The sequence below is a fragment of the Mycoplasma pogonae genome, from assembly GCF_054170725.1.
Genome location: NZ_JBSWZS010000004.1, coordinates 1 through 21,902, shown reverse-complemented (window position 1 = coordinate 21,902; position 21,902 = coordinate 1). Strand labels below are relative to the sequence as shown.

Sequence of the window (21,902 nt, the reverse complement as noted above, 5' to 3'; positions counted from 1 at the left end):
CTAAAGCTAGATTTAAGAGGAGAGTTGGCATGGACAAAAAATATGATCACTTACTTGTTGAACAAGGCAAAAATCAAAAATGAGTTGCTAAAAAATATTTTGCAACTCACAATCCTGCAAAACCACCTTATACAATTATTTTGCCTCCTCCTAATGTGACTGGAGTTTTACATATTGGGCATGCTTGAAACACTTTTATTCAAGATACGTTAATTCGCTACAAAAAATTGCAAGGTTTTGATGTAATGTGAGTTCCTTCGATGGATCATGCTGGAATTTCTACTCAAGCTAAAGTTGCTGAAAATTTACGTAATCAAGGGATTGATGTTGCTAGTTTATCACGCTCAGATTTTTTAAAATATGCTTGAGAATGAAAACGTAAATACGCTGATGTAATTCAAGAACAATGAGCTAAATTAGGACTAGCACTAGACTATGATAATCAGCGTTTTACATTAGATGAAGCAGCTAATGAGGCTGTTAATAAAGTTTTTATTCAACTATATCAACAAGGTTTAATTTATCGTGATGTTAAAGCAGTTAACTGGGATCCAGCTCAAAAAACAGCTTTATCAAATATTGAAGTAATCAATAAACCGACTGAACAAAAAATGTATCACATTAAATATCCTTTAACTGAAGATATTGAGCAATTTTTAGTTGTTTCTACAACAAGAATAGAAACATTATTTTCTGATGTTGCTGTGGCTGTTCATCCTGAAGATTTACGCTACAAACATTTAGTAGGTAAAACAATCAAACATCCTTTGTCGCAAAAAATAATCCCCATCATTGCTGATGATTATATTGATATTGAATTCGGGACTGGGGCTATGAAAGTTTCAGCTCATGCTATTAATGATATCGATATTATCAAGAAACATCAATTAGAAATTGTCGAAACAATTAACAAGGATGGATTTTTAAATGATTTAACAGCAGAATTTAGTGGTTTGGAACGCTTTGCAGCTCGTGAAGCAATTTTTAATAAATTGCAGACTCAAGGAGCGATTACTAAAGTCGAGGATATAACTTCTAATGTTGGTTATTCAGAACGTTCAGGTGTGGCAATTGAAATTTTAGTTACTCCACAATGATTTGTAAAAATGGATTCATTGGCACGACTAGTATTGCAAAATTTACAATCAAATGAAGCTGTAAAATTTTTTCCAGAGCGATTTGCTAGTGTTACTAAAAAGTGGATGGAAGAGGTTTATGACTGAACAATTTCTCGACAATTAATTTGAGGGCATAGAATTCCCGCTTGATATCGTGGCGAAGAAATAAAAGTTCAGCATGATTCTCCTGGTGAAGATTGAATTCAAGATCCTGATGTTTTAGACACTTGATTTTCATCCGCTTTATCACCTTTTGTATTTTTAGATTGACCGCAATCACAACAAAAAATGGAACGTTATTTTCCGACATCATTATTAGTAACTGGCTGAGATATTATTTTCTTTTGAGTTGCTAGAATGTATTTTATGAGTTTAAAATTCGTTAATAAAATACCATTTAAAGATGTTTTAATTCACGGTTTAATTCGGGATGAACAAGGTCGTAAAATGTCAAAATCATTAGGGAATGGAATTGATCCAATGAAAATAATAGGTCAATATGGTAGTGATGCTTTACGAGCTTTTTTATTATGAAATTCAACTCCTGGCCAAGATATTCGTTTTTCAACTCAAAAAATTGAAGCAGCCTGAAATACTAATAACAAATTATGAAATGTTGCCCGCTATATTCATCTTATGCCAACGGATAACAACGATTTTAGTGATATTGATTACTGAATTATTAAAAAATTAGGTCAATTGCAGGAAGTGATTGCAAAACACATTGAAAAGTATGAATTTACACTTATTGGAAAAGAAATTCAAAAATTTATTTTTAGTGATTTATCATCTTGGTATTTAGAATTATCAAAAACGCAGCCAAATAAAAAAGCAGCCACATTAGTAATGCAAAATTTATTAATTTTATTACATCCTTTTATGCCATTTTTAACTGATCATTTATATCAAGAATTATTCCAAGCTGAATTATTAGAGTCTCAATTTAATTTACCAACAGTTGATCACCAAATCGATTATGTTGATGATGTAATTGCGATTGTTTCTGAATTACGAAAATTCCGTGAAGCAAATAACTTATCGAAAAAAGAAATTTTAGAATATAACTTGATTGGTGATAAACTTGCTAATTTGCCATTAGAAACTATTAATAATTTAGCGAATGCTCGTTTTAAAATTAATCAAGATACTTTAATTAGATTGAATAATTATCAACTTTATATCGCTACATCCCAAGAGTTACGAGTTCAAGAACAACAACGAATCGAAAAAGAAATTGTATTTTTAAAAAATGAAATTAAACGTGCTGAATCAATGCTAAAAAATCCCGGCTTTGTCAATAAAGCACCACAAGATAAAATTGCTTTAGAGCAACAAAAATTAGAACAATTTAGATTAAAACTAACTGAATATTTGAAATTACAAAATGATAGATAATTCTTTACCACTAATTTTGGATGGCAAAAAAGTAGCAGAAGCTATTTCTAAAAAATTAGCAAAGCAAATTCAAAGTTTACCATTTAAAATTCATTTTACAATTGTCCAAGTTGGTGATTTATTTGCTTCAAATAAATATATTGCTAATAAATTAAAAAAAGCTCAATCTTTGGGAATTATAGCAAGACTTATCAAATTTCCTGCTACGATTAACGAAGCGGAATTATTAACTCAAATCACAGCACTAGCGCCAACAACTGATGCCATAATTGTGCAATTACCGCTTCCTAATCACATTCATACCCAAACTATTTTAAATGCAATTCCTGCTCAAAAAGATGTTGATGGCTTAAGTCAAATTAACACTGATTTATTTTATAATGAGCAACCTAGTTTCGCTCCCGCAACAGCTTTGGGAATTATTATGTTGCTAGAATTTTATAATATTAAATTAGAAAATCAAAAAACTTATGTAATTGGTGAATCTAATTTAGTTGGCAAGCCAATTAAGAAGTTACTCGAACAAAAAGGCGGAATTAGCAAATCATTTAATATCAACACCGGGATTGCTTCAAGCGAAGAAGCTGATATTTTAGTAGTTGCAGCCGGAAGCCAAAATTTAGTTAAAAAAAATAATGTAAAACAAGGTGTCGTTGTAATTGATGTAGGTATTAACACACTTGGAAATAATAAAATTACTGGCGATGTTGATTTTAATGATGTAGTAACAATTGTTAGCGCCATCTCACCAGTTCCTGGAGGTGTGGGGCCAATGACAATTATTGCATTAATGCACAACATTGTCAAAGCTGCTATTCAGCAAAAACAAAATAAAAAAATTGTTAAAAATTAAAAATATTTTTCAACAATTTGTAAAAAATTTATAATTTAAATAATACTAAAAAAGTTTGTCAAAAATATCATTGTAATAATTTTACATAAGGGTTTTTTGGCATTTTGTGGTACAATTTTCTAGCATAATTTAGATATGTTGAATTAACTATTTTCAAATTAAAGCAAAAGCTTTAAATTATGTTTGTGAGTTTCTATTGGACAGGATATAACAGAAAGGTTATACATCGGTAGGTTTTAACGCGTTGAAACACACATTTTTAAAATATATTAATATAGACGAAAGGATTTATAATGGCAAAAGAAAATTTTGACAGAAGTAAAGAGCACGTTAACATTGGTACTATCGGGCACGTTGACCACGGTAAAACAACTTTAACAGCTGCTATTGCGACAGTTCTATCTAAAAAGGGACTATCAGAAGCTAAAGACTATGCTTCAATCGATGCTGCTCCTGAAGAAAGAGCACGTGGAATTACAATTAACACAGCTCACATCGAATACAATACAGAAAAAAGACACTATGCACACGTTGACTGTCCAGGTCACGCTGACTATGTTAAAAACATGATTACTGGAGCAGCTCAAATGGATGGGGCGATCTTAGTTGTTGCTGCAACTGACGGACCTATGCCTCAAACAAGAGAACACATTTTGCTTTCAAAACAAGTTGGAGTACCTCGTATGGTTGTTTTCTTAAACAAAGTTGACATGCTTGAAGGTGAAGAAGAAATGGTTGATCTAGTTGAAATGGAAATTAGAGAATTACTATCTTCATACGACTTTGATGGAGACAACACACCAGTTATTAGAGGATCTGCAAAAGGTGCTTTAGATGGAGATCCAAAATGAGAAGAAAAAATTATGGAACTTATGGACGCTGTTGATAACTACATCGAAGCTCCAGCACGTGAAATGGATAAACCATTCTTAATGGCTGTTGAAGACGTGTTTACAATTACAGGGCGTGGAACTGTTGCTACTGGTAAAGTAGAACGTGGACAAGTTAAAATTAATGAAGAAGTTGAAATTGTTGGATACAAAGAAGAGCCTAAAAAAACAGTTGTTACTGGAATTGAAATGTTTAGAAAAAATCTTGACTCAGCTATGGCCGGAGACAACGCCGGAGTATTATTGCGTGGAGTAGACCGTAATGATATTGAACGTGGGCAAGTTATTGCTAAACCAAAATCAATCGTTCCTCATACACAATTTAAAGCTGCTATTTATGCACTTAAAAAAGAAGAAGGTGGACGTCATACACCATTCTTCCAAAACTACAAACCTCAATTTTACTTTAGAACCACAGATGTTACAGGTGGAATTAAATTTGATGCTGGAACAGAAATGGTTATGCCAGGAGACAACGTTAACTTAACTGTTGAATTGATTGCTCCAATCGCTGTTGAACAAGGAACAAAGTTCTCAATCCGTGAAGGTGGAAGAACTGTTGGTGCTGGTTCAGTTACAGAAATTATTAAATAATTTAACGTTTAAAGATTTTATTCCCAGAAAATTTTTAAGCACAATAATTTAACATCTTGCTAATATGTAGCAAGATGTTTTTTATAATTTTTATTGGCATTAACTTTCAATTTACAAACAAAATTTTTAACCCATAAAACATATAGTATTGACTTAAATAATAAAATCAAACAAAAAACTCCTAGTTTACATAGGAGTTTTGGTGTTAATTTAACATCTGGCAGGGATTAAAGGAATCGAACCCTCACGCGCAGGGTTGGAGCCTGCTGTACTACCATTATACTAAATCCCTAAAAATTAATTTCTTAACAAAAGTTGTTAAGAAATGTTTTTATATTATTTTCCAACTTTAAAGACGCAAATATCGCCATCTTGCATTAAATAAGTTTTACCTTCTAAACGCATTTTACCTTGATCACGTGCCGCCTTACCTAATTCAATGAAATCTGGGTAAGAAATAACTTCTGCTTTAATAAAGTTTTTTTCAAAGTCTGTATGAATAATACCGGCGCATTCTGGGGCAGTCATGCCTTTTTTAAATGTTCAAGCACGAACTTCTTCAACTCCAGCTGTAAAATAAGTAGCTAAATTTAACAATTTAAAAGCCTCACGCGTTAAAATTTCTAGTCCTGAATACTCTATTCCATATTCAATAAAAAATAACGCTTTATCAGCTTCATTTAATTGTGATAATTCATACTCTAAATGAATTGAAATTGGTAGGCATAAAACATTCTGTTGTTTAGCTAAAGCAAGTAATTTTTGATAGTGATGATTATTATCTAAGTCCCTAATATTATCTTGAGCAATATTTGCAACATAAAGTAAAGGCTTAATGCTTAATAATTGATAACTTTTTAATAATTGCTTTTCCGCTTCACTAAAGTCTAATTCTCGCGCAGGAATATTATTTAAAAATGCTGTTTGCAATTTTAAAGCTAACTCATATTCAGCCTTAGCTTTGGGATCGGTGGTGTTTTGTGCTCGCTTAGCCACCCGTTTTAAAACATTTTCAACAACGGATAAATCAGCAAGCACTAATTCTAAGTTAATAATTTCAGCATCACGCACTGGATCGATGCTGTTAGCAACATGCACAATATCGTTATTTTCAAAACAACGCACTACATGAATAATAGCATCAACTTCACGAATATTAGCTAAAAATTTATTTCCAAGCCCCTCACCCTTTGAAGCTCCTTCAACTAAACCAGCAATATCTACAAACTGAAATGTTGCCGGCAAAATTCGCTTAGGATTCACAATTTGAGCAATATTATGCAAACGATGATCAGATAGCTCTACAATACTAATATTTGGCTCAATCGTTGTAAAAGCATAATTAGCAGATTCAACTTCGATTGAAGTTAAGGCTGAGAAAAGTGTTGATTTACCCACATTAGGTAAACCCACAATACCAGCTTTTAATGACATATAACCTCAATTCTTTTTTGGAATATAAAAATAAAAAATGTTTTTAAATTATATCACATCAATAATAATTTATTTTCTCCTTTTAATCTAATTTAAACAATAAAAAAACCTTTTTATGCAAAAGGTTTTTTGAGATTAATATAAATTTTGTTAATTTGTATTAAGAATTTGTTGTTGATGTTGTTGTTTTAGTAGTAGCTTCAATTGCTTGTGCATTCATGTTTTCATTGTTATCTAGAACAGCTTGGAATTCATAAGTTGAATTTGCTTCTAAACCACTAATTTCAAACTCAACTTTAGAACTAGCTTCTGGTGATCCAAGGACATCTTGAGCAGTTGTTTCAGTTCATTCGCCGCTTACTACCGTTGAATCAGTATCTGATGTTGTATTTTTTCTGTATTTAATTTTTACACTTCTTCCAGCAATGTCATATAGCGATACAATTGAAACTTTAATACTTGATGATGTAATATCAGAAATAGTTACAATCGGTTTTGAAAGTGTTTTAAATGTTAATGTACTATCTTGCACATTTAATAATTCTTTTGCAGTTGCAGATGTGCCTCCACCTTCAACTAACATTACTTTGTATAAGTATTCTGTGTCAGCATTTAGTGTATGAGCTGGAATAACAAATTCAGCTTCACCATTAACATCAACAAGTGCATTAGTCGTAAAATCTGTATAAGATCCTGTTGTGTCATCTTTCTTTCTATATTGTAATTTTAATGTTTGACCTAAAATTAATTGTCCACCAGTTACCTTAACAGTTACTCCGCCAACAGTTGCTTTTTCAGCTTTTGCTTTTGGTAATGTAAATGGTGTTGGACTAATTAAATCAATTCATGTTCCTGAAGTTGCAGGTTCTTCATATGACACTTTGTATAATCAATCAAATTTATTTTCAGTTAAACTATCAATTTCAACTTCTAAACCATTTTGTACATTATCTTGGCTAACAGTGTATGATGATGATGATGATGATACATCAGTAAATGAAGCTGGAGTGTCATCTGTTGGTTTTTGTGCTTTCTGAACTTTCAATTTCATACCAGAAAAACTTGATAATTGAGTAAGTTTTAACTTGGCTTTATTTTTATCTCCAAATGAAAGATTGTGTGCAGGAACCACACCTGATGTAAAGACATTATTTCCCGGTAATAATAAAGGAGCTTGTTCATCTTCAACAAATACTTGATAAGTGTATTGTGTTGAAGATTCTAAACCACTTACAATAAATTCTTTTTCAGTATCTGATGAAGTGATTGAAACTAAAGCAGATTTAGCAACTTTCGCTTTTGCTTTACTATCTTCAGGGAAGAAATTAGCAGCATAAACAGTTTTGCCATTTGATGGCACAGCAATTACTAGTAATTTCTTATCAGAATATGCAGTTCCAAACGATGCTTGATCGCCTGTAATTGTTACTTTTACAGAGTTTCCTGAAATTTTGTAATTAGTTTCAGGTTCTGATGCTGAAGCTGGATAAACTTTGTATCTTAAAACGTTATTTGTTTTAAATTTTCTATTATTTTTAAATTCAGCTTCAGAAGCAGTTTTTGTTCTAATTAAAAACTCTTCGCCCTTGTTGTTTACTAGATAAACTGCATAAACATAATCAGCTCCTGGTACTAATGGCAATAAATTAAATGTCATTGCATTTTCAGTAACTTCTTTTGCATCAGTTTCTGCATGTTTATTTTCTTGTTTTAAAATTTCTTCTGGTGTATGTTTAGTAATTAATCTACCATACTTAATTTTAACTTTAAAGCCTTGATAAATTTTTAGATTTGATAATTCAACAGCAGCTCCTAGCGCACCAACTTTAACTGCAGCAGTTGTTTCTTCTTTTAATTCAAAGCTTGAATTTGACAATGAAGTTCATGTAACTTCTTTTGTTTTATTTGCATCTAATAATTCAGGTATGCTAATTCCATCTAATGATAATATTTCACCTGTTGTAGCATCAAAAAGTGATAAATGATATTTTAGATTTGCACTTGTAGTATCAACATCATTAAAACTTGCTGAAAAACTTCCTTTGTCATCAACATTAACTTTATTAACAAGAACTGGTGCCGATGAAGATACTGAAGCTGAAGTTGAAGATGAGTCCATTGGGACTGCTTTTAATACCACTTCTTTACCAAAAAATGAAGCTGGTAAATTAGTAAAATTGAATGTTGCACCATTATTAAGTCTTACAACACTAACTGTTGGTAAATTCCCTGTATTAAAGCTGCTTGTAGAAATAGTCTCAACTTTTTTAATTTTTGTAGTGGTTGTTGGAGTTGGAGTTGGATTTGGACTAGAATCAGTTGTTGTAGTTTCTGTTGTTCCTTCACTTAATGTAGTTGAAGAAGCTGTATTAGTAGCTGTTGCACTTGCTTCAGGTGCTTCAGTAGTTGGAGGTGCTACAACAACAGTTTCTTCTTCAGCCACAACTAACTCAAATGAATATTCTGTTTGTCTCAGTAAATTTTCTAAAGCAAAAACAATTTTTGATTTATTTGCTTCAGTAACCTCAACTAAAGCAGACATTTTTGGATCTCAAAAATCATTAGTAAATGTTGTTTGCGCTTCTTTACCTGTAGCTAGAGTTTCAAAGAAAGCTTCTAAGTAATTACCATTTTCTAATGGAATAGTTTTTGTTTCTACTTTGCCATTTACAGTCTCTGTATGTTCAACAGTTAATTTTAAATCATATCTTTTAGAAGCTGTTAAGCCTGTTAATTTTAAACTTGTTGGAGCTGGAATTGGCGTATTTGTACTAGCATCAACTGTGTCATTTAATCCAAGTTCAACTGTTTTTCAAGTTAATGAAGTTGCTCCGGTACTTGTTCAATCTTTGATTTCTTTATTAGCTTCATTAGTAGTTTCACGATATGAAACAATTAATTTTGCATTAGTTAAAGTTTTATATTCTTGCAAATCTTTAAATTCTAATTCAGCAGCTGTTGATTCTAATTTTTTTAATGACACATATTTTCTTAGTGAATTTTTTACTTTATATTCAACGGCAACTTTTCTACCAACATAAGCATCTAAGTTCAATGCTATAACATTAACCTTAGTTGGTTCAACTACATTTGCATAAACTGAAAGTACTGAAGGTGTCGTTGGGACAACTGGTTCAACTGGTGTATTATTTTCTTCTGAATTACTATTATCAATATTTTTAGTACTAAAAGCTCCACTAGCAATATAAGGAGCACCGCTTAAAGGCATTGATGATTCCGCTGATTCATAAAGCTCAACTTTAACATCATAGGTAGAATTTGGTTGTAATTTATCTAAGTAAAGAACAGCTGATCCATCACTTTTGATTGTAGCTAAATCAGAACCCATATATTCAGTTGTATTAGCTCCGGTTTTGTAAAATACTCAAACTTTTTTTGTAGCATATGCTTGCAAACCACTAACTTTTACTTTAACTAAATTACTTTCAGGGATGAACTCAACATTGCTTTTCGATACTAACGGTGTTGTTGATACGGTGTTTTCTGAAGCATCTGATGTTGAACAAGCGATTAATGCAACAGGAGTAGCTGCAAAAACTCCTAATGCAGTTAATTTGTATAATTTTTTATTCATATTAATTCCTTCCATGTTTAAACATCGAAAATAAAGGCAAAGATTTTGATATTTTAAAAAAATACAAAATTACAATAAAACCCAACCTGATTTTGTTTAATTTGTCATTAATTTAAATAATTAAACAAAATTTCAAGCTTTCTATCTATTTAAAATAAAATTATTATAACATTTTTTAGCAAATTTATGAAAATTAAATTGTATTTCAAATAACCAAAAATATTCAATAATAGAGTAAATTTTAGCTAATTTTTAATACATTTTTACAAAGTCGCTTTAAAAATATTTAAAAAAAACTTAGTAAAAAATTTTTTTGGTTTTTCGATATGTTTTAATTGTTCGAATGTTTGAGAAATTTGACGATATTGTTCAAAACCACGTTCCAAATCTTTCACAGCATTTCCCTTAACAAATGTATTAATTTCTAATTGGGAATGTAAACTTCTAAAATCTAAATTCATAGTTCCGATGTAGCCGTATTCATCATCAATTACTGCAAACTTAGAGTGTAAAAACAAATTGTTAACAAGATAAACATGCAAGCCTTCTTCTTGCCATAACTTATGCAATTCATAAATTGAAGACATAAAAACAATTTTATGATCTTTTTTACCAGGGAAATAAATTTCAATTTTGATGCCTGAACGCAACGCTCTTTTAATCGCCTTAATTAATTGAATTGTAGGAATAAAATAAGGAGTAGCAATTTTGATGTTCTTCTTTGCGTTAGCGATAAGCATCAATAAAAAATCTTCAATTAAATTGTCATTTATCTCAGGACTATCTTCGACTACTAAACCGATGTTTTTCCCATCATATTTTCATTTTGAATTAACAATGCCGTATTCATTAAGTTTTAATATTTCTTTTTTATTGCAATTGTTTCAACTGTTCAAAAATGTTACATTATAATCAAAAACTAAATCTCCAGTAACTGAAAAACCAGCATCTAATCAATGACCAAAATTTTTATTGAAACTAATGTATTCATCAGCAATGTTGTTGCCACCTGAAAATACAATTTCACCATCAATAATAAACATTTTGCGATGCGTGCGATAAAAAGCTTGAGAAAAACTATAAGGTACATTAATTTTTTGATAATAAACAATTTTAATTCCTGCTGTTTCAAATTTTTTTAAAGCTTTTCAAGCTCCTAGAGTTCCAACTGTATCAACAATAATTCGTACTTCTACTCCTTCTTGAACTTTTTGTGATAAAACTTCAAAAAATTCTTCCATTAATTCACCCCGGCGAATAATGTAGACTTCAATGTGAATAAATTTTTTAGCTTTGCTCAATTGTTTTAGAACTGCCTTAAAAAAATCGATATTTTCATGATAATAATCGAAATTTAAATTTTTAAATTGGCGTTTGGTAATATTTTCTAAACTTTGAAGTAAAAAATCACCTTTATACAATTTTTCATTAGTGGTTTTTTTACCTAAGCTAAATTGTTGGCCATTTTTAGCAAAATACTGATGATAACTTTGGCGACTTAAAAATCTTTGCCCAGTTAAATAAAATATTATATGCCCAAAAATTGGGAAAATAAGCAAAACTAACATTCATGATAATTTCGATTCCAATGGGCGAGTTTGTAAAAATAACCACACATTAGTAATAAGATTAATAAAATATAATGGAATTAATGTGAATCATTTATTAATGCTTCAATTTGAAAATAAAGCAATAGCAACACCGATTGTTGATGCCAATAAAAACATAACAGCCAATGGTTCTAAAATCATTTTACGATTTTTAGAAGTTTTTTTTCTCAATTTCATAGTTTTATTATTTTACTTTTTTTTCAAAAATTAGGAATTTTGTTAACAAAAAAGTAAAAAAAATGCAAAAAACAATAAAAATAATGCTTTTTTAAACTTTTTTTTAATTAAAAGCATTATTTTATATTATCATTTTAGAAGTTATTTAATAATAACTAGGAATTTTATCTTAAGGAGAAATACAATGGTAAAAGACGTTGTTAAAGCTGATTTAGCTAATGAAAAAATGTCAGAAGGTGTAGTCTTATTAACTTTTCATGCAACATGATGTGGACCTTGCAAAATGTTAGCACCAGTTTTAGATGAATTAGCTAAAAAACACCCTGGTCTAGCAATTTATAAAGTGGACATTGATAAAGATCGTCAATTCGCAATTGAATCACACGTTGAAGGAACACCAACAACATTTGTTTTCCACAAAGGACAACCCGTACAAAAAGTTGTGGGTTATGCTGGAATTGAAAAATTTGAAGAAATTGTTAAACCATATTTATAATTAACTAATTTAAGAATAAAAATAAAAAATAGGACTTTGTGATCCTATTTTTTTAATACTTTTTTGAAAAATGAATTTTAACCAATTAAAACATCTTCTTCTGGATAATCAAATTTAATTGATCGACTGTTATTGTTAGCTCAGACCAAGATTGTAGATGAAATTCCTAATTGACCAATAAACATAATTAAAATAAGTGTAATTCGCGATACAGTATTTAAATAAGGTTGAATTCCGGTAGAAATTCCAGTTGTCCCAAAGGCTGATGTGACATCAAAGAGCACATGAATAAATTCATATTGTCGTATCGGTTCTATTAATGGTGCAAGTTGGTTTGTAGGAAGCTTTGTAACTTCATCATATGTGATTAAACCACCCTCGTTGTAATAAATTGCTGAAGAGCTATGTACAATTAGCGTCCCAAAGAAAATTAGTAATAGCGATAAGAAAAAGACAATTAAAGCATCAAATACTTTTTTATCAGAAATTTTACGTTTAAATGCTCGCACTGTTGGTTTAGATGTTAATTTTGATCACAAGCCTAAGAAAATAATTGCCATTGTAGTAGTTCTAAATCCCCCTGCAGTTGAAGAAGGGGCACCACCAATTAACATCATAATTGTAAAAATCATAATTGAAGGTGAAGTAAAATTATAAAAATCAACAGTATAAAAACCAGCGCTACGAGTAGCAAAAACATTGAAAAAAACAGCCATAACTTTATCGCCCTTGCTGCCGTAGCTATAATTTCAGTGAATTTCACTTCCGGCTTCGCGATTTCAGAATGTTGTAGGATCTAATGAGGTGGCTTCAAATAAAAAAATTAATAACAAGCCAACGACTGCAACGATTGCATACATTAACAAACTCAACTTGGTAAATAAACTTACTTGATACTTAGTTTTTTTTCAAAACTTAGCAATCGCTAATGTGTATAAATCATAAATAACTGGATAACCAATTCCTCCAAAAACAAATAACAAAATTAATCAAATTTGTAAAAAGTATGAATGATAGTATGGTGCAATTGAATGTGATCCCATAATATCAAATCCTGCATTATTTAAAGCACTTATTGAATGAAATATTCCAAATTTAAAAGCTAAACCAAAATTACCTTGCGGACTTTCACTAATATTAGCCTCAGGTTCGAAATTAGCATCTGAAAAATAGAAGAATAAAGTTAAAAAAATTGTTGAAACTAAAATAAAAGTGAATAAAATATTAATCGAAACAACAACAACAGTTTTAGTTTTTCCAGTTTGATAACTACCCCGTTCGACATTTAAAACTTCACGCGAAAAAATTGTTAAGCGGCGGCCAAATAATCAGTTTATAAAATAAATTTTTAGGGCAAAAAAACCAATACCACCAATTAGAATTAAAATTGAAATTACTGCTTGTCCAAATTCAGATCAAGTACTCGAAGTAACTTTAGTAGTTAGTCCTGTATCACTAAAAGCTGAGGCAGCTGTGAATAATGCATCCACATAGTAAACATCAGCTCCTTCTTTTTGCGAAACACGAGAATTTAGCAATAATGAACCAATGATTGTGATTAAAAAATACACAAGTAAAATCCATTTAATTTTCCCCATTTTTCTTTTAAATTTAAAAGTAAAACTTTGCCAAAAATTGACACAACGGTTATTAAATGATCGAAAGTTAGGTAGACGATATTGCATGTGGCTATATTCTAGCATAATGCTTAATTATAACTAAAATTATTATAGTCAAACAATAATTATTTAGATATAATTAAAATACCTTATTAGTAAATAGGAGTTTTATGGCAATTTTAGAGTCGAGAAAAAAGAAAAATAATGATAATTTTTGTGTTATTGGAGCCGGTCGTTTTGGTCAAGCGGTAATCAATAAATTAAATAACCTGAATAAATCAGTGATTTTAGTTGATAATGATGCTGAAGCTTTGCGAATGATGGCTAACTCCGTAACTACAGCTTACAATGCTGATGCTAGCGATATTGAAGCCTTAAGAGCAATTGGAATTCAAGAAATCGAAACTGTAATTGTAGGAACTGGTGATAACATCGAAATTGTTGCGACATTAATTGAATTAGGTGTTAAAAATATTATTGCTCGTTCAGTAAGTAAACAACATAGCCGGATTTTAAAACATTTAGGAGTAACTGTAAGTATTCGCCCTGAAGAAGAGGCTGGAGAAAAAGCTGCTTCAATTGCTACTAATAACAATCATATTATGTATACTGATATGTTAACCCAAATTGGCAATGGTTTTTATGTTGGAAAAATTGCAATTGATAATCCTAAATTTATTGATGTACCACTGAAAAAAATTAATTTCAATAAATGAGGGGTATCAATTGTTGTGATTAAAAGAAAAAATTACTCATTTTTACCAAATGGAACATCATTGTTACAAAAAAATGATGTAGTAACTTTCATTGGCGAAATAGATGATATTACTAATATTTTTAATATGGTAAATACACAAATTGACAAAGAAATCAAATATAATGAAGAAATGAGAAAAGAATTTATTCAAGAAAAATAATTTTTTCTATACAAAAAATCTTGATGATTTATTAATTTGAATTTTTTAATGCGAATATAAAAAATTTCTAGCATGACAACTAAAAATTTTGAAATTAATTTAACCTATTTATTTGGTTTGATATATGAATTATTTTTAGCATACAATTATAAATAATTATATTGCGGAAAGAGTTTTTACACATTTTGTATTTTTATCTTTGATATCAATTTCATGACATGTAAATTCCATTCATATTAAAATAATCATAGAGATTAAAAAATAAGCCGTGATGCTCTTGATGGCTTGTCAAGCCATGGACATTCCCATAATGTTTAAATTAATTTGCTTTTAAATTTCTGTTTTGTATGCAAATTTAATAATTTTACTAAAAACAAAATTACAATAAGTTTACAGTTGCGGTAACTACAAAAAAATTTATTAAAAAGCGTCATAAATTAGCTTTAAAGCAATAACTTTCTTTATAAGAATTTTGTTTTTTCTTTATTAATCACAGCCTTTTAAAAAAATAAAATCTCAATGAAAATGTTGCTAATATTTTTTTACTAAATATTTTCAACAAATAAATATATAGATAAATATTTTAATTATTGAAATAAAAATTTAAAATCCTAATGCAATAATTAAATGAATTAATAATTAAATAAATAATGAGACATAAGCACTAATCTACTATAATGCCAAAATATAAATTATTAAACTAAAAATTTAAAGTCATCATAAAATATTTAATATAATAATACTATTTTTATTGTAATCATTTACATTTTAAAAAGAAATAACTTTTGACAAAAAAATATTTTTAAATCATTATCATAGTTGAATCATAGATTAATAACATAAATAAGTAAACAAACACAACCTTTAATGAATATTTTTTTCAATTCATTTTTCTTTTTATGCTAATTCAGACTTAAAAAAAGTTTTTATAGGCATGTTTTTTCTATAATTAGTATAATCTCCCATATCAGAAATAATATTTAATTCAATTTTTGTATTCGTTGGTATTTTAGGAATAATTGCAAAATAAATTTCTTCATCAAAATCAATAGCAGGTTTAGGCATGTCCGCTCTTCCTAAAATTTTTTCACCTTTGATATAATTTAAATAAATTTTGTTTTTTTTAAAATTTAAAGAATCTAAGCCGTTCATTTCTGAAAAGTAATTTTTATCTCGAATTAAATATACAACATTAAATTTTTTAAAAAAATTTTTATTAAATATAGAATCAAAATTTTTAAAAAATAATTCACCTGCATTATTAATATCGTTATTTTTCTTATTCATTTTTTTTATAAAGTTTTTCCAATCAAATATTTTTTGAAAAATGCCCATTGAATTTTCATAACCAGGGTATATAAATCAAAAATCTGAAACCAAAATTTGTGGCTTTTCTTCAAATGAATTAAAAACAAATTCTTTAAATTCATTAATTTTTATCTCAGCTTCTTCTCTATAATTTAAGTCATTATTCAATATTGTTTCCTCTTTTAAATTTATCTTATCAAAATCCTGATTTTTAGATAAATAATGTGACGTTAAGGTTGGTACTAAAATTATTGAAAATAATCCGATTCCAATTAATAAATATTTAAATCTTATTTTATTTTTTAACATAAGTTACCGCCAATTTATCTATGTTTGAATTTTCATCATTTTTATTACTATATTTTTTAATTAAAATTCTATATTCTGCATTTTTTTCTGATTTAAATCTAATAAATTCAACATTTGAGTGAATAACATTAATGTATTTAACTTGAATTCATTTACCTAATTCATTTTTTAGTTCTAAATGTAAATCATAGTCTGTAAAAAATTTATGATTTTCATTTTTTAAAAAATTATTTCAAAAACTTCCATTTTTTAAATTAGGTTTATCAAGTGCATTAAATAACCAAGCGGAAGCAATTTGAATTGTTTCTCCATTTTTTAAACTTATTGGTTTAGACTCATAAATTTTTCCGTTCTCTTTATTTTTGGTATCTACATTAACTAAATTATTTGCAGCTTTTTGCATTTCTTCGTAATTTATCATTCCCGCGCCAACAGCATTATTTAATCCATTAGAATTTATATTAGTTTTATCAGAAAAATTATTAATACTTTCTTGTCCTGATGCGGCTAAAATAGCTTTTATAGATTGAACTCTATTTTCATTATTTAAATTTGAATTTTCTCTCAATAAAACATTAATTGTTCCAGTAACAATAGGAGCTGCATAACTAGTACCTTTATCTAAAAAATCATTTTGATTATAACGATATCCTTCTCCAGGAGCAACTACTAATGGTTTAGGTAAATCTTTATACTTTCCAAATTTTTTTCTATTTGAAAAAAGTGAAGGATAATAATCTTTGTTATTTTTTGCATCAGCTGATCCAACAACAATCGAGTTAAAAGATAATAAAGTGCTGTCAATTCATTCATCCCTTTCTTTCGGTTTAGCATGACCATTACCAGCTGCAAAAACATTTATAACACCATACTTACTAGCTAAATAATCAATAAAAAAAGATGAATCATCATAATCGACTTGATTATCTAAATCATTAGAGCCATAACTGTGATTAATAACCCTTACATTATGTTCTATAACCATTCACTCAAGTTTTTTTGTCAATCAGAATTAGTTCTTGTAAAACCTGCAGAAAATATTGCTGTATATCTATCCACTCCTCTAGGACTTCCTGCTATAGAAGCTACTAAATTAGCGTGATTTGTGTAATTATTTTTTTCTTTTAAAAAAGTATTCACATATTTTTTTCTAAATAATCCACTTTTTTCTACATACCCATTCGCAGCTTCTAAAATACCTATTCTTCCAATTGATGATAAATAATTAAAATAATTAATTTGATCATTTTCTTTTTTTCTTTGTTTTAAAAAATTTATCTTTTCTAAATGTTCTATATTTCAATTACTACTAAAAAATGTCATCATTTCGTTTTTGGATGGCATGTATCCATCAGGTAATTCACTTAATTTAGGATCTCAAAAAGCTATAAATTTTTCATTAGGATTATTTTCTTTTAATCAAAATGTATTTATTTTTTCTAAATTTTCTTTTTTTTCTTTAAAATAAGTAACTTTTAAAATAAATTGTAAATTAGAAATTGTTTTAAAATTTTTTTCATCAAAACTTGAATCATTAAAATCGATCCAAACAACAGGTGTTAACCTACTGATTTCATAAGATTTTACATTTTTTAACAATGGTAAAATTAAATTTAAAAAATATGAATTTTTACTTGTAAAAAAACTAACATCTCCATCAATAGAATCATTATTTTCTACTTCATAATTTAGCAAAATTTTAATTTGATTTATTTCTTCTTTTTTTTGTTTAATTTGTCCATATAAATTTAATGAATAGTTTGTTTTTTTATTAATCTTTCTTTTTATTATTTTATTTTCATTTAATTCGCTATTTTCAATTTGTCTATCTTCTTTTTTAGAAAAACTCATCATCGAAGAAACTGTTGTAATATAAAATATAGGTACTACAATAATTCCGAGTAATGATAAATATTTTTTTATTTTTTTATTTATTTTCATTTTTTCCTTTTTAACAGTATTTAAAAATAATTATAGAGCAAAAAAAAAATATTTTTTTATAAAGGGTCATATTTCTTGCAATATATTTAAAATAAACCAAATTAAAAATAAATATTTAAAAATAATTTACATTTTTTGCTTCTTTATTATTTTTTAAATTTATTAACCAATATTAAAACTTAGTTAAAAATTGATATTAATATATAAGTTAAAAATATAAATCTAAAAGTTAAATAAAAAATAGATTATTAAAATTTTTATTTTGTTTTATGCAGTGCGCCCCAAAAGTTGGACAAAAAAAACTAAGAGGTGTATTTTTACATTTAAATTAACAACAAAACAAAAAATAAATATCATTATTCAATTAGGAATAAATTACCAACTAAAATTTTTGATAAAAACTACTAAAATTGCCAAATCAGTTTATTACTATCGGGCTTCTAGACTAAATTATGATAAAAATGAAAAGGTCAAAAAAGAAATTCTAATCATTTTTAAAAACATCATGGAAGATACGATTATCGTAGAATTCATGCATAATTAAGTAAAAAAAGGTAACGCTAAAAAAGTTTAAAGATTAATGAATTTAATGGGGTTGTTGTGCTAGAAAATGAAAAGCTAAATACAAATTTTATTCTAAAAAAGAAAACAAAATTTTTCCTAATCACTTGCTTGCTCTACGAGTAAATGATTAGAAACAAAAAGCTAAAGAAAAAAACAAAAGAATGAGAAATTTTTAACCACAAAGTCTAATCAAAAGTGGGTTACTGATATCACACAATTTACACTAAATGGTGATAAATTATTTCTTTCTCCAATTATGGATTTACATACTACCAAATAATTTCTTATGTAATTTCCAAAACTCAAAATTATGATCAATTATAACAAATGTTAAATAAAGCTTTTATTCCATTTAAAAATTTAAAAAGTTTAATTTTTCACTCAGATCAAGGCTAACAATATCAAATGAAAAAATATCACAAGATACATTAGAAAATAAAGACATTATTCAATCTATTTCTAGAAAGGAAATTGCCTTGATAATATAATTATAGAAAACTTTTTTGAATCTTAAAAACCGAAATGTTTAATGGTACGAACATGAATTTAAAGGCGTTAATAATTTAATTAAGGCAATTAAAAAATATATTGAATATTACAACAATGAAAGAATATCAATTAAATTAAATAAAATAAAATAAAATGACCCTTGTTGAATTTAAGAATTATTCAAAAACTTAAAATATTAAGTACAACTTTTGGGTTGCATGCCATTGAAAAAAACTTAGTTTATTTATCCTGGATTATTTAGTATTTTCTTTAATTAGTTGCTTGAGATTTTGGAGCTAAAAGATTTGTTGAATTGAAGCAGGTTTATGCTCATCTTTTGTTGATTTTTGAAAAAAACTTTTTTGGGCATGGATGTGTGCATAAGCTAGTTGAGGAAAAAAGAATTTGGCAATAGTATATTTATTATCACGGATGCAAATACTACGCATTAATAAGCCTGATGCTGTAAAAATAATTAAAATTAATACAATTAATGTAATTAAAATAGCAATCAATGTTGTGGCTGCAGCAATTAGTCAGAAAATTAAAATTGGTAGTGTTGCTAAAAAAATATTTAAAATTTCTGCGGGAATAGCTTTAAAATCAGTTCCTTTTGGAATTAATGTTGCTAATAAATCTTTTTGCATTAAAGCTGTTAAAACTTCATAAATAAATTTATCAGTAAAAAACTCTTTAAAAAATTGTTGTAATTGTATTGCATCTAAACCAGCTAATTGTTGGCGTAAAATCTCTAAAAACTCTTCATTTGAAATTGGTTCGCCCGTTTCTTTAGAGATAGGATTTTTTAGTTCAAAAAGATTTTTTCAATCTAATTCTTCCAATTTTTGAATTGTGCCTAAAATTTTTTGAGCAAAGGCAAATCCGGCATTAGCAATTTGAAAAAAGAAATATAAAGCCATAATTCCAGTAATTAATGTTGCTAAAAATACACTTATTAAGTTTAATCAGCGTTTTGCTTTAAAAGCGTAAACAGCTCCAGAATACACTCTTAAATTTTGATCCATAGAACGCAGTTGCGGTTGCACAAATAACATTAAAAATGGTAAAATCGCAAGCATCATTACCATGCTATATTGATTTAAACGTACATACAAATAATAATTGTAAAAATAAAATAGTAATTTCGCACTTGTAAATACTAAAATAAAAATTCAAATAAACATTAAAAAAGAAATAATTAAGTTAACTCATTGAAAAGCAAAAATTGTTAATAATAAACTAGGAACTCAAAAAAACCATAGTAAATTAATGCGTTTGATACTACTAAAAGGTTTCATAAACTCCTTTCCTAAAATTAACTGACACTTACTAAATTTTCAAATAATTAAAATTATATATTTATGCCTTAAAAAAGCAATTTTTTATGTAAAAAAATCCTTATTTCAACGCTAATAAGGATTTTCATTATTTAGTTTGTAATTTTAAAGCAAGTATTGATTAGTAATTATTAATCAACAGAAACTTCAGCACCTGCAGCTTCAAGAGTTTTTTTGATCTCTTCAGCTTCAGCTGGTGAAACATTTTCTTTAACTGTTGCAGGGATTGAGTCTACTAATTTTTTTGCATCCATTAATCCTAAATTTAATAATTCTTTAACTGCCTTAATAACAGCAACTTTGTTTCCACCATCACCTTTTAAGGTTACAGTTACTGAAGATTTTTCTTCAGCTCCACCTTCTGCTGCTGGAGCAGCTGCTACAGCAACTGCTGAAGGGTCAATTCCGAATTCTTCTTTCATCCCTTCAACAAGTTCCATAACTTCTTTAATGTTCATTTCTTTTAAAGCTTCAATAAAGCTTTCTTTAGTTAATTTAGCCATTTTTATCTCCTTAATATTTTTAAAAATGAAATTGTTAATTAAATAACTTTTTTCAGCAATTATTCTGCTGGTAGTTTGTTTTCTTCAACTAGCATGTTAAGTCCAACAGCTACTTGACGAACTGGTGCTAACAATGAAGTTGCAAGAATTGTCAATGCTTCTTCATAACTTGGTAATGTAGCAATTTTTTCAACATCAGAAGCTGAAGCGAATTTAGCTTCGTAAATTCCACCTTTGATCACAACTTCTTTATGTTTTTTAGCGAATTTAGCAACTATTTTAGCAGCAGCTAAATCATCAGCGCCATTAAATAAAAACATATTAGGACCAACTAAAACTTCGTTTAATCCTTCTAAGTTTAAATCGGCAACAGCTAACTTTACTAAACGATTTTTGTAAACTTTAGTTTTTACACCAGCACTTTTTAATTCTTTACGTAGGTTTTCTAGTTCACTGACTTTTAAACCACGATATTCAGCAATTACAAGCCCTGAAGCTGCTGTTAGAGCATTTTTAATTTCAACAACTTTAGCTTCTTTAAGCTTTCTAGGTGCGCTTGTTTTCATTAGCTCTCCTTTACTTAGGTTAAATTTAATTATTAATATGCAATATATAAAGAAATATAATTTCTTTAACTATTTCAAGAACTATACATTAAATAACATAATTAAGCTATTTTGCCGTTATTGTCTCTACATATATTGCGCGTTAATTATAACAAAAAATAAAATATTTTTGCAAAACATTGTTTAA

The 21,902-nt window shown here is 28.1% G+C and carries 15 protein-coding genes, 1 tRNA gene and 1 pseudogene; 6 read left to right on the top strand and 11 right to left on the bottom strand.

The features are described from left to right. Nucleotides 1-29 precede the first annotated feature (29 nt). The 3 genes from ACW95P_RS01990 to tuf all read left to right on the top strand — a co-directional run bounded on the left by ACW95P_RS01990 (nt 30) and on the right by tuf (nt 4,850). Nucleotides 30-2,513 carry a valine--tRNA ligase gene (locus ACW95P_RS01990; protein WP_457961568.1) on the top strand — a complete coding sequence of 828 codons (2,484 nt, stop codon included), beginning with the start codon at nt 30-32 and terminating at the stop codon, nt 2,511-2,513. Further along, nucleotides 2,503-3,366, top strand: coding sequence for a bifunctional 5,10-methylenetetrahydrofolate dehydrogenase/5,10-methenyltetrahydrofolate cyclohydrolase (locus ACW95P_RS01985; protein WP_457961567.1), 864 nt, complete (start codon nt 2,503-2,505; stop codon nt 3,364-3,366). Before ACW95P_RS01990 ends, ACW95P_RS01985 begins: the two co-directional genes overlap by 11 nt. Nucleotides 3,367-3,659: 293 nt before the next feature. Then, nucleotides 3,660-4,850 carry an elongation factor Tu gene (tuf, locus tag ACW95P_RS01980; RefSeq protein ID WP_457961566.1) on the top strand — a complete coding sequence of 397 codons (1,191 nt, stop codon included), beginning with the start codon at nt 3,660-3,662 and terminating at the stop codon, nt 4,848-4,850. A gap of 218 nt (nt 4,851-5,068) precedes the next feature. On the opposite strand, the gene ACW95P_RS01975 is transcribed toward tuf, so the two are convergent. From ACW95P_RS01975 to ACW95P_RS01960, 4 genes are all read right to left on the bottom strand, one after another. Continuing rightward, nucleotides 5,069-5,142, bottom strand: a tRNA-Trp gene (locus tag ACW95P_RS01975). 44 nt (nt 5,143-5,186) lie between these two features. Continuing rightward, the gene (gene ychF / locus ACW95P_RS01970; RefSeq protein WP_457961565.1) at nt 5,187-6,284 is read right to left on the bottom strand and encodes a redox-regulated ATPase YchF; all 1,098 of its coding nucleotides are present in this window, start codon (nt 6,282-6,284) and stop codon (nt 5,187-5,189) included. Between the two features lie 160 nt (nt 6,285-6,444). After that, on the bottom strand, nt 6,445-9,879 hold the full coding sequence (locus ACW95P_RS01965; RefSeq protein ID WP_457961564.1) for a hypothetical protein: 3,435 nt from the start codon (nt 9,877-9,879) through the stop codon (nt 6,445-6,447). Nucleotides 9,880-10,142: 263 nt separating this feature from the next. Further along, the gene (locus ACW95P_RS01960; protein ID WP_457961563.1) at nt 10,143-11,666 is read right to left on the bottom strand and encodes a phospholipase D-like domain-containing protein; all 1,524 of its coding nucleotides are present in this window, start codon (nt 11,664-11,666) and stop codon (nt 10,143-10,145) included. A 184-nt stretch (nt 11,667-11,850) separates the two neighbouring features. Here ACW95P_RS01960 and ACW95P_RS01955 point away from each other — a divergent pair, with 184 nt between their 5' ends. Beyond that, nucleotides 11,851-12,162, top strand: a complete 312-nt coding sequence (locus ACW95P_RS01955; RefSeq protein WP_457961562.1) for a thioredoxin family protein — start codon at nt 11,851-11,853, stop codon at nt 12,160-12,162. A 77-nt stretch (nt 12,163-12,239) separates the two neighbouring features. On the opposite strand, the gene ACW95P_RS01950 is transcribed toward ACW95P_RS01955, so the two are convergent. Continuing rightward, a complete protein-coding gene (locus ACW95P_RS01950) occupies nt 12,240-13,733 on the bottom strand; it encodes a potassium transporter TrkG (protein WP_457961561.1) in 1,494 nt (497 codons plus the stop codon). A 218-nt stretch (nt 13,734-13,951) separates the two neighbouring features. On the opposite strand from ACW95P_RS01950, the gene ACW95P_RS01945 reads away from it, so the two are divergent. Then, nucleotides 13,952-14,698, top strand: a complete 747-nt coding sequence (locus tag ACW95P_RS01945) for a potassium channel family protein (protein WP_457961560.1) — start codon at nt 13,952-13,954, stop codon at nt 14,696-14,698. An 897-nt stretch (nt 14,699-15,595) separates the two neighbouring features. Here ACW95P_RS01945 and ACW95P_RS01940 read toward each other — a convergent pair. The 3 genes from ACW95P_RS01940 to ACW95P_RS01930 are packed head-to-tail and all read right to left on the bottom strand — an operon-like array spanning nt 15,596 to nt 18,256. Next, nucleotides 15,596-16,315 (bottom strand): hypothetical protein, encoded by a 720-nt coding sequence (locus tag ACW95P_RS01940; protein ID WP_457961559.1) that lies wholly within the window; start codon nt 16,313-16,315, stop codon nt 15,596-15,598. Then, entirely contained in the window at nt 16,302-17,300 is a 999-nt protein-coding gene (locus tag ACW95P_RS01935; protein WP_457961558.1) for a S8 family serine peptidase, read from the bottom strand. Before ACW95P_RS01935 ends, ACW95P_RS01940 begins: the two co-directional genes overlap by 14 nt. Continuing rightward, nucleotides 17,291-18,256 carry a hypothetical protein gene (locus ACW95P_RS01930; protein WP_457961557.1) on the bottom strand — a complete coding sequence of 322 codons (966 nt, stop codon included), beginning with the start codon at nt 18,254-18,256 and terminating at the stop codon, nt 17,291-17,293. The genes ACW95P_RS01935 and ACW95P_RS01930 overlap by 10 nt, the downstream gene beginning before the upstream one ends. Before the next feature lie 1,106 nt (nt 18,257-19,362). On the opposite strand from ACW95P_RS01930, the pseudogene ACW95P_RS01925 reads away from it, so the two are divergent. Beyond that, a pseudogene (locus ACW95P_RS01925) lies at nt 19,363-19,461 on the top strand (IS3 family transposase); the annotation flags it as partial. A 144-nt stretch (nt 19,462-19,605) separates the two neighbouring features. Here the strand turns inward: ACW95P_RS01925 and ACW95P_RS01920 are convergent. The 3 genes from ACW95P_RS01920 to rplJ all read right to left on the bottom strand — a co-directional run bounded on the left by ACW95P_RS01920 (nt 19,606) and on the right by rplJ (nt 21,715). Continuing rightward, nucleotides 19,606-20,424 carry a hypothetical protein gene (locus tag ACW95P_RS01920; protein WP_457961556.1) on the bottom strand — a complete coding sequence of 273 codons (819 nt, stop codon included), beginning with the start codon at nt 20,422-20,424 and terminating at the stop codon, nt 19,606-19,608. A gap of 353 nt (nt 20,425-20,777) precedes the next feature. Continuing rightward, nucleotides 20,778-21,149, bottom strand: coding sequence for a 50S ribosomal protein L7/L12 (gene rplL / locus ACW95P_RS01915; protein WP_457961555.1), 372 nt, complete (start codon nt 21,147-21,149; stop codon nt 20,778-20,780). Nucleotides 21,150-21,208: 59 nt separating this feature from the next. Then, entirely contained in the window at nt 21,209-21,715 is a 507-nt protein-coding gene (gene rplJ, locus ACW95P_RS01910) for a 50S ribosomal protein L10 (RefSeq protein WP_457961554.1), read from the bottom strand. Between the last annotated feature and the right edge of the window lie 187 nt (nt 21,716-21,902).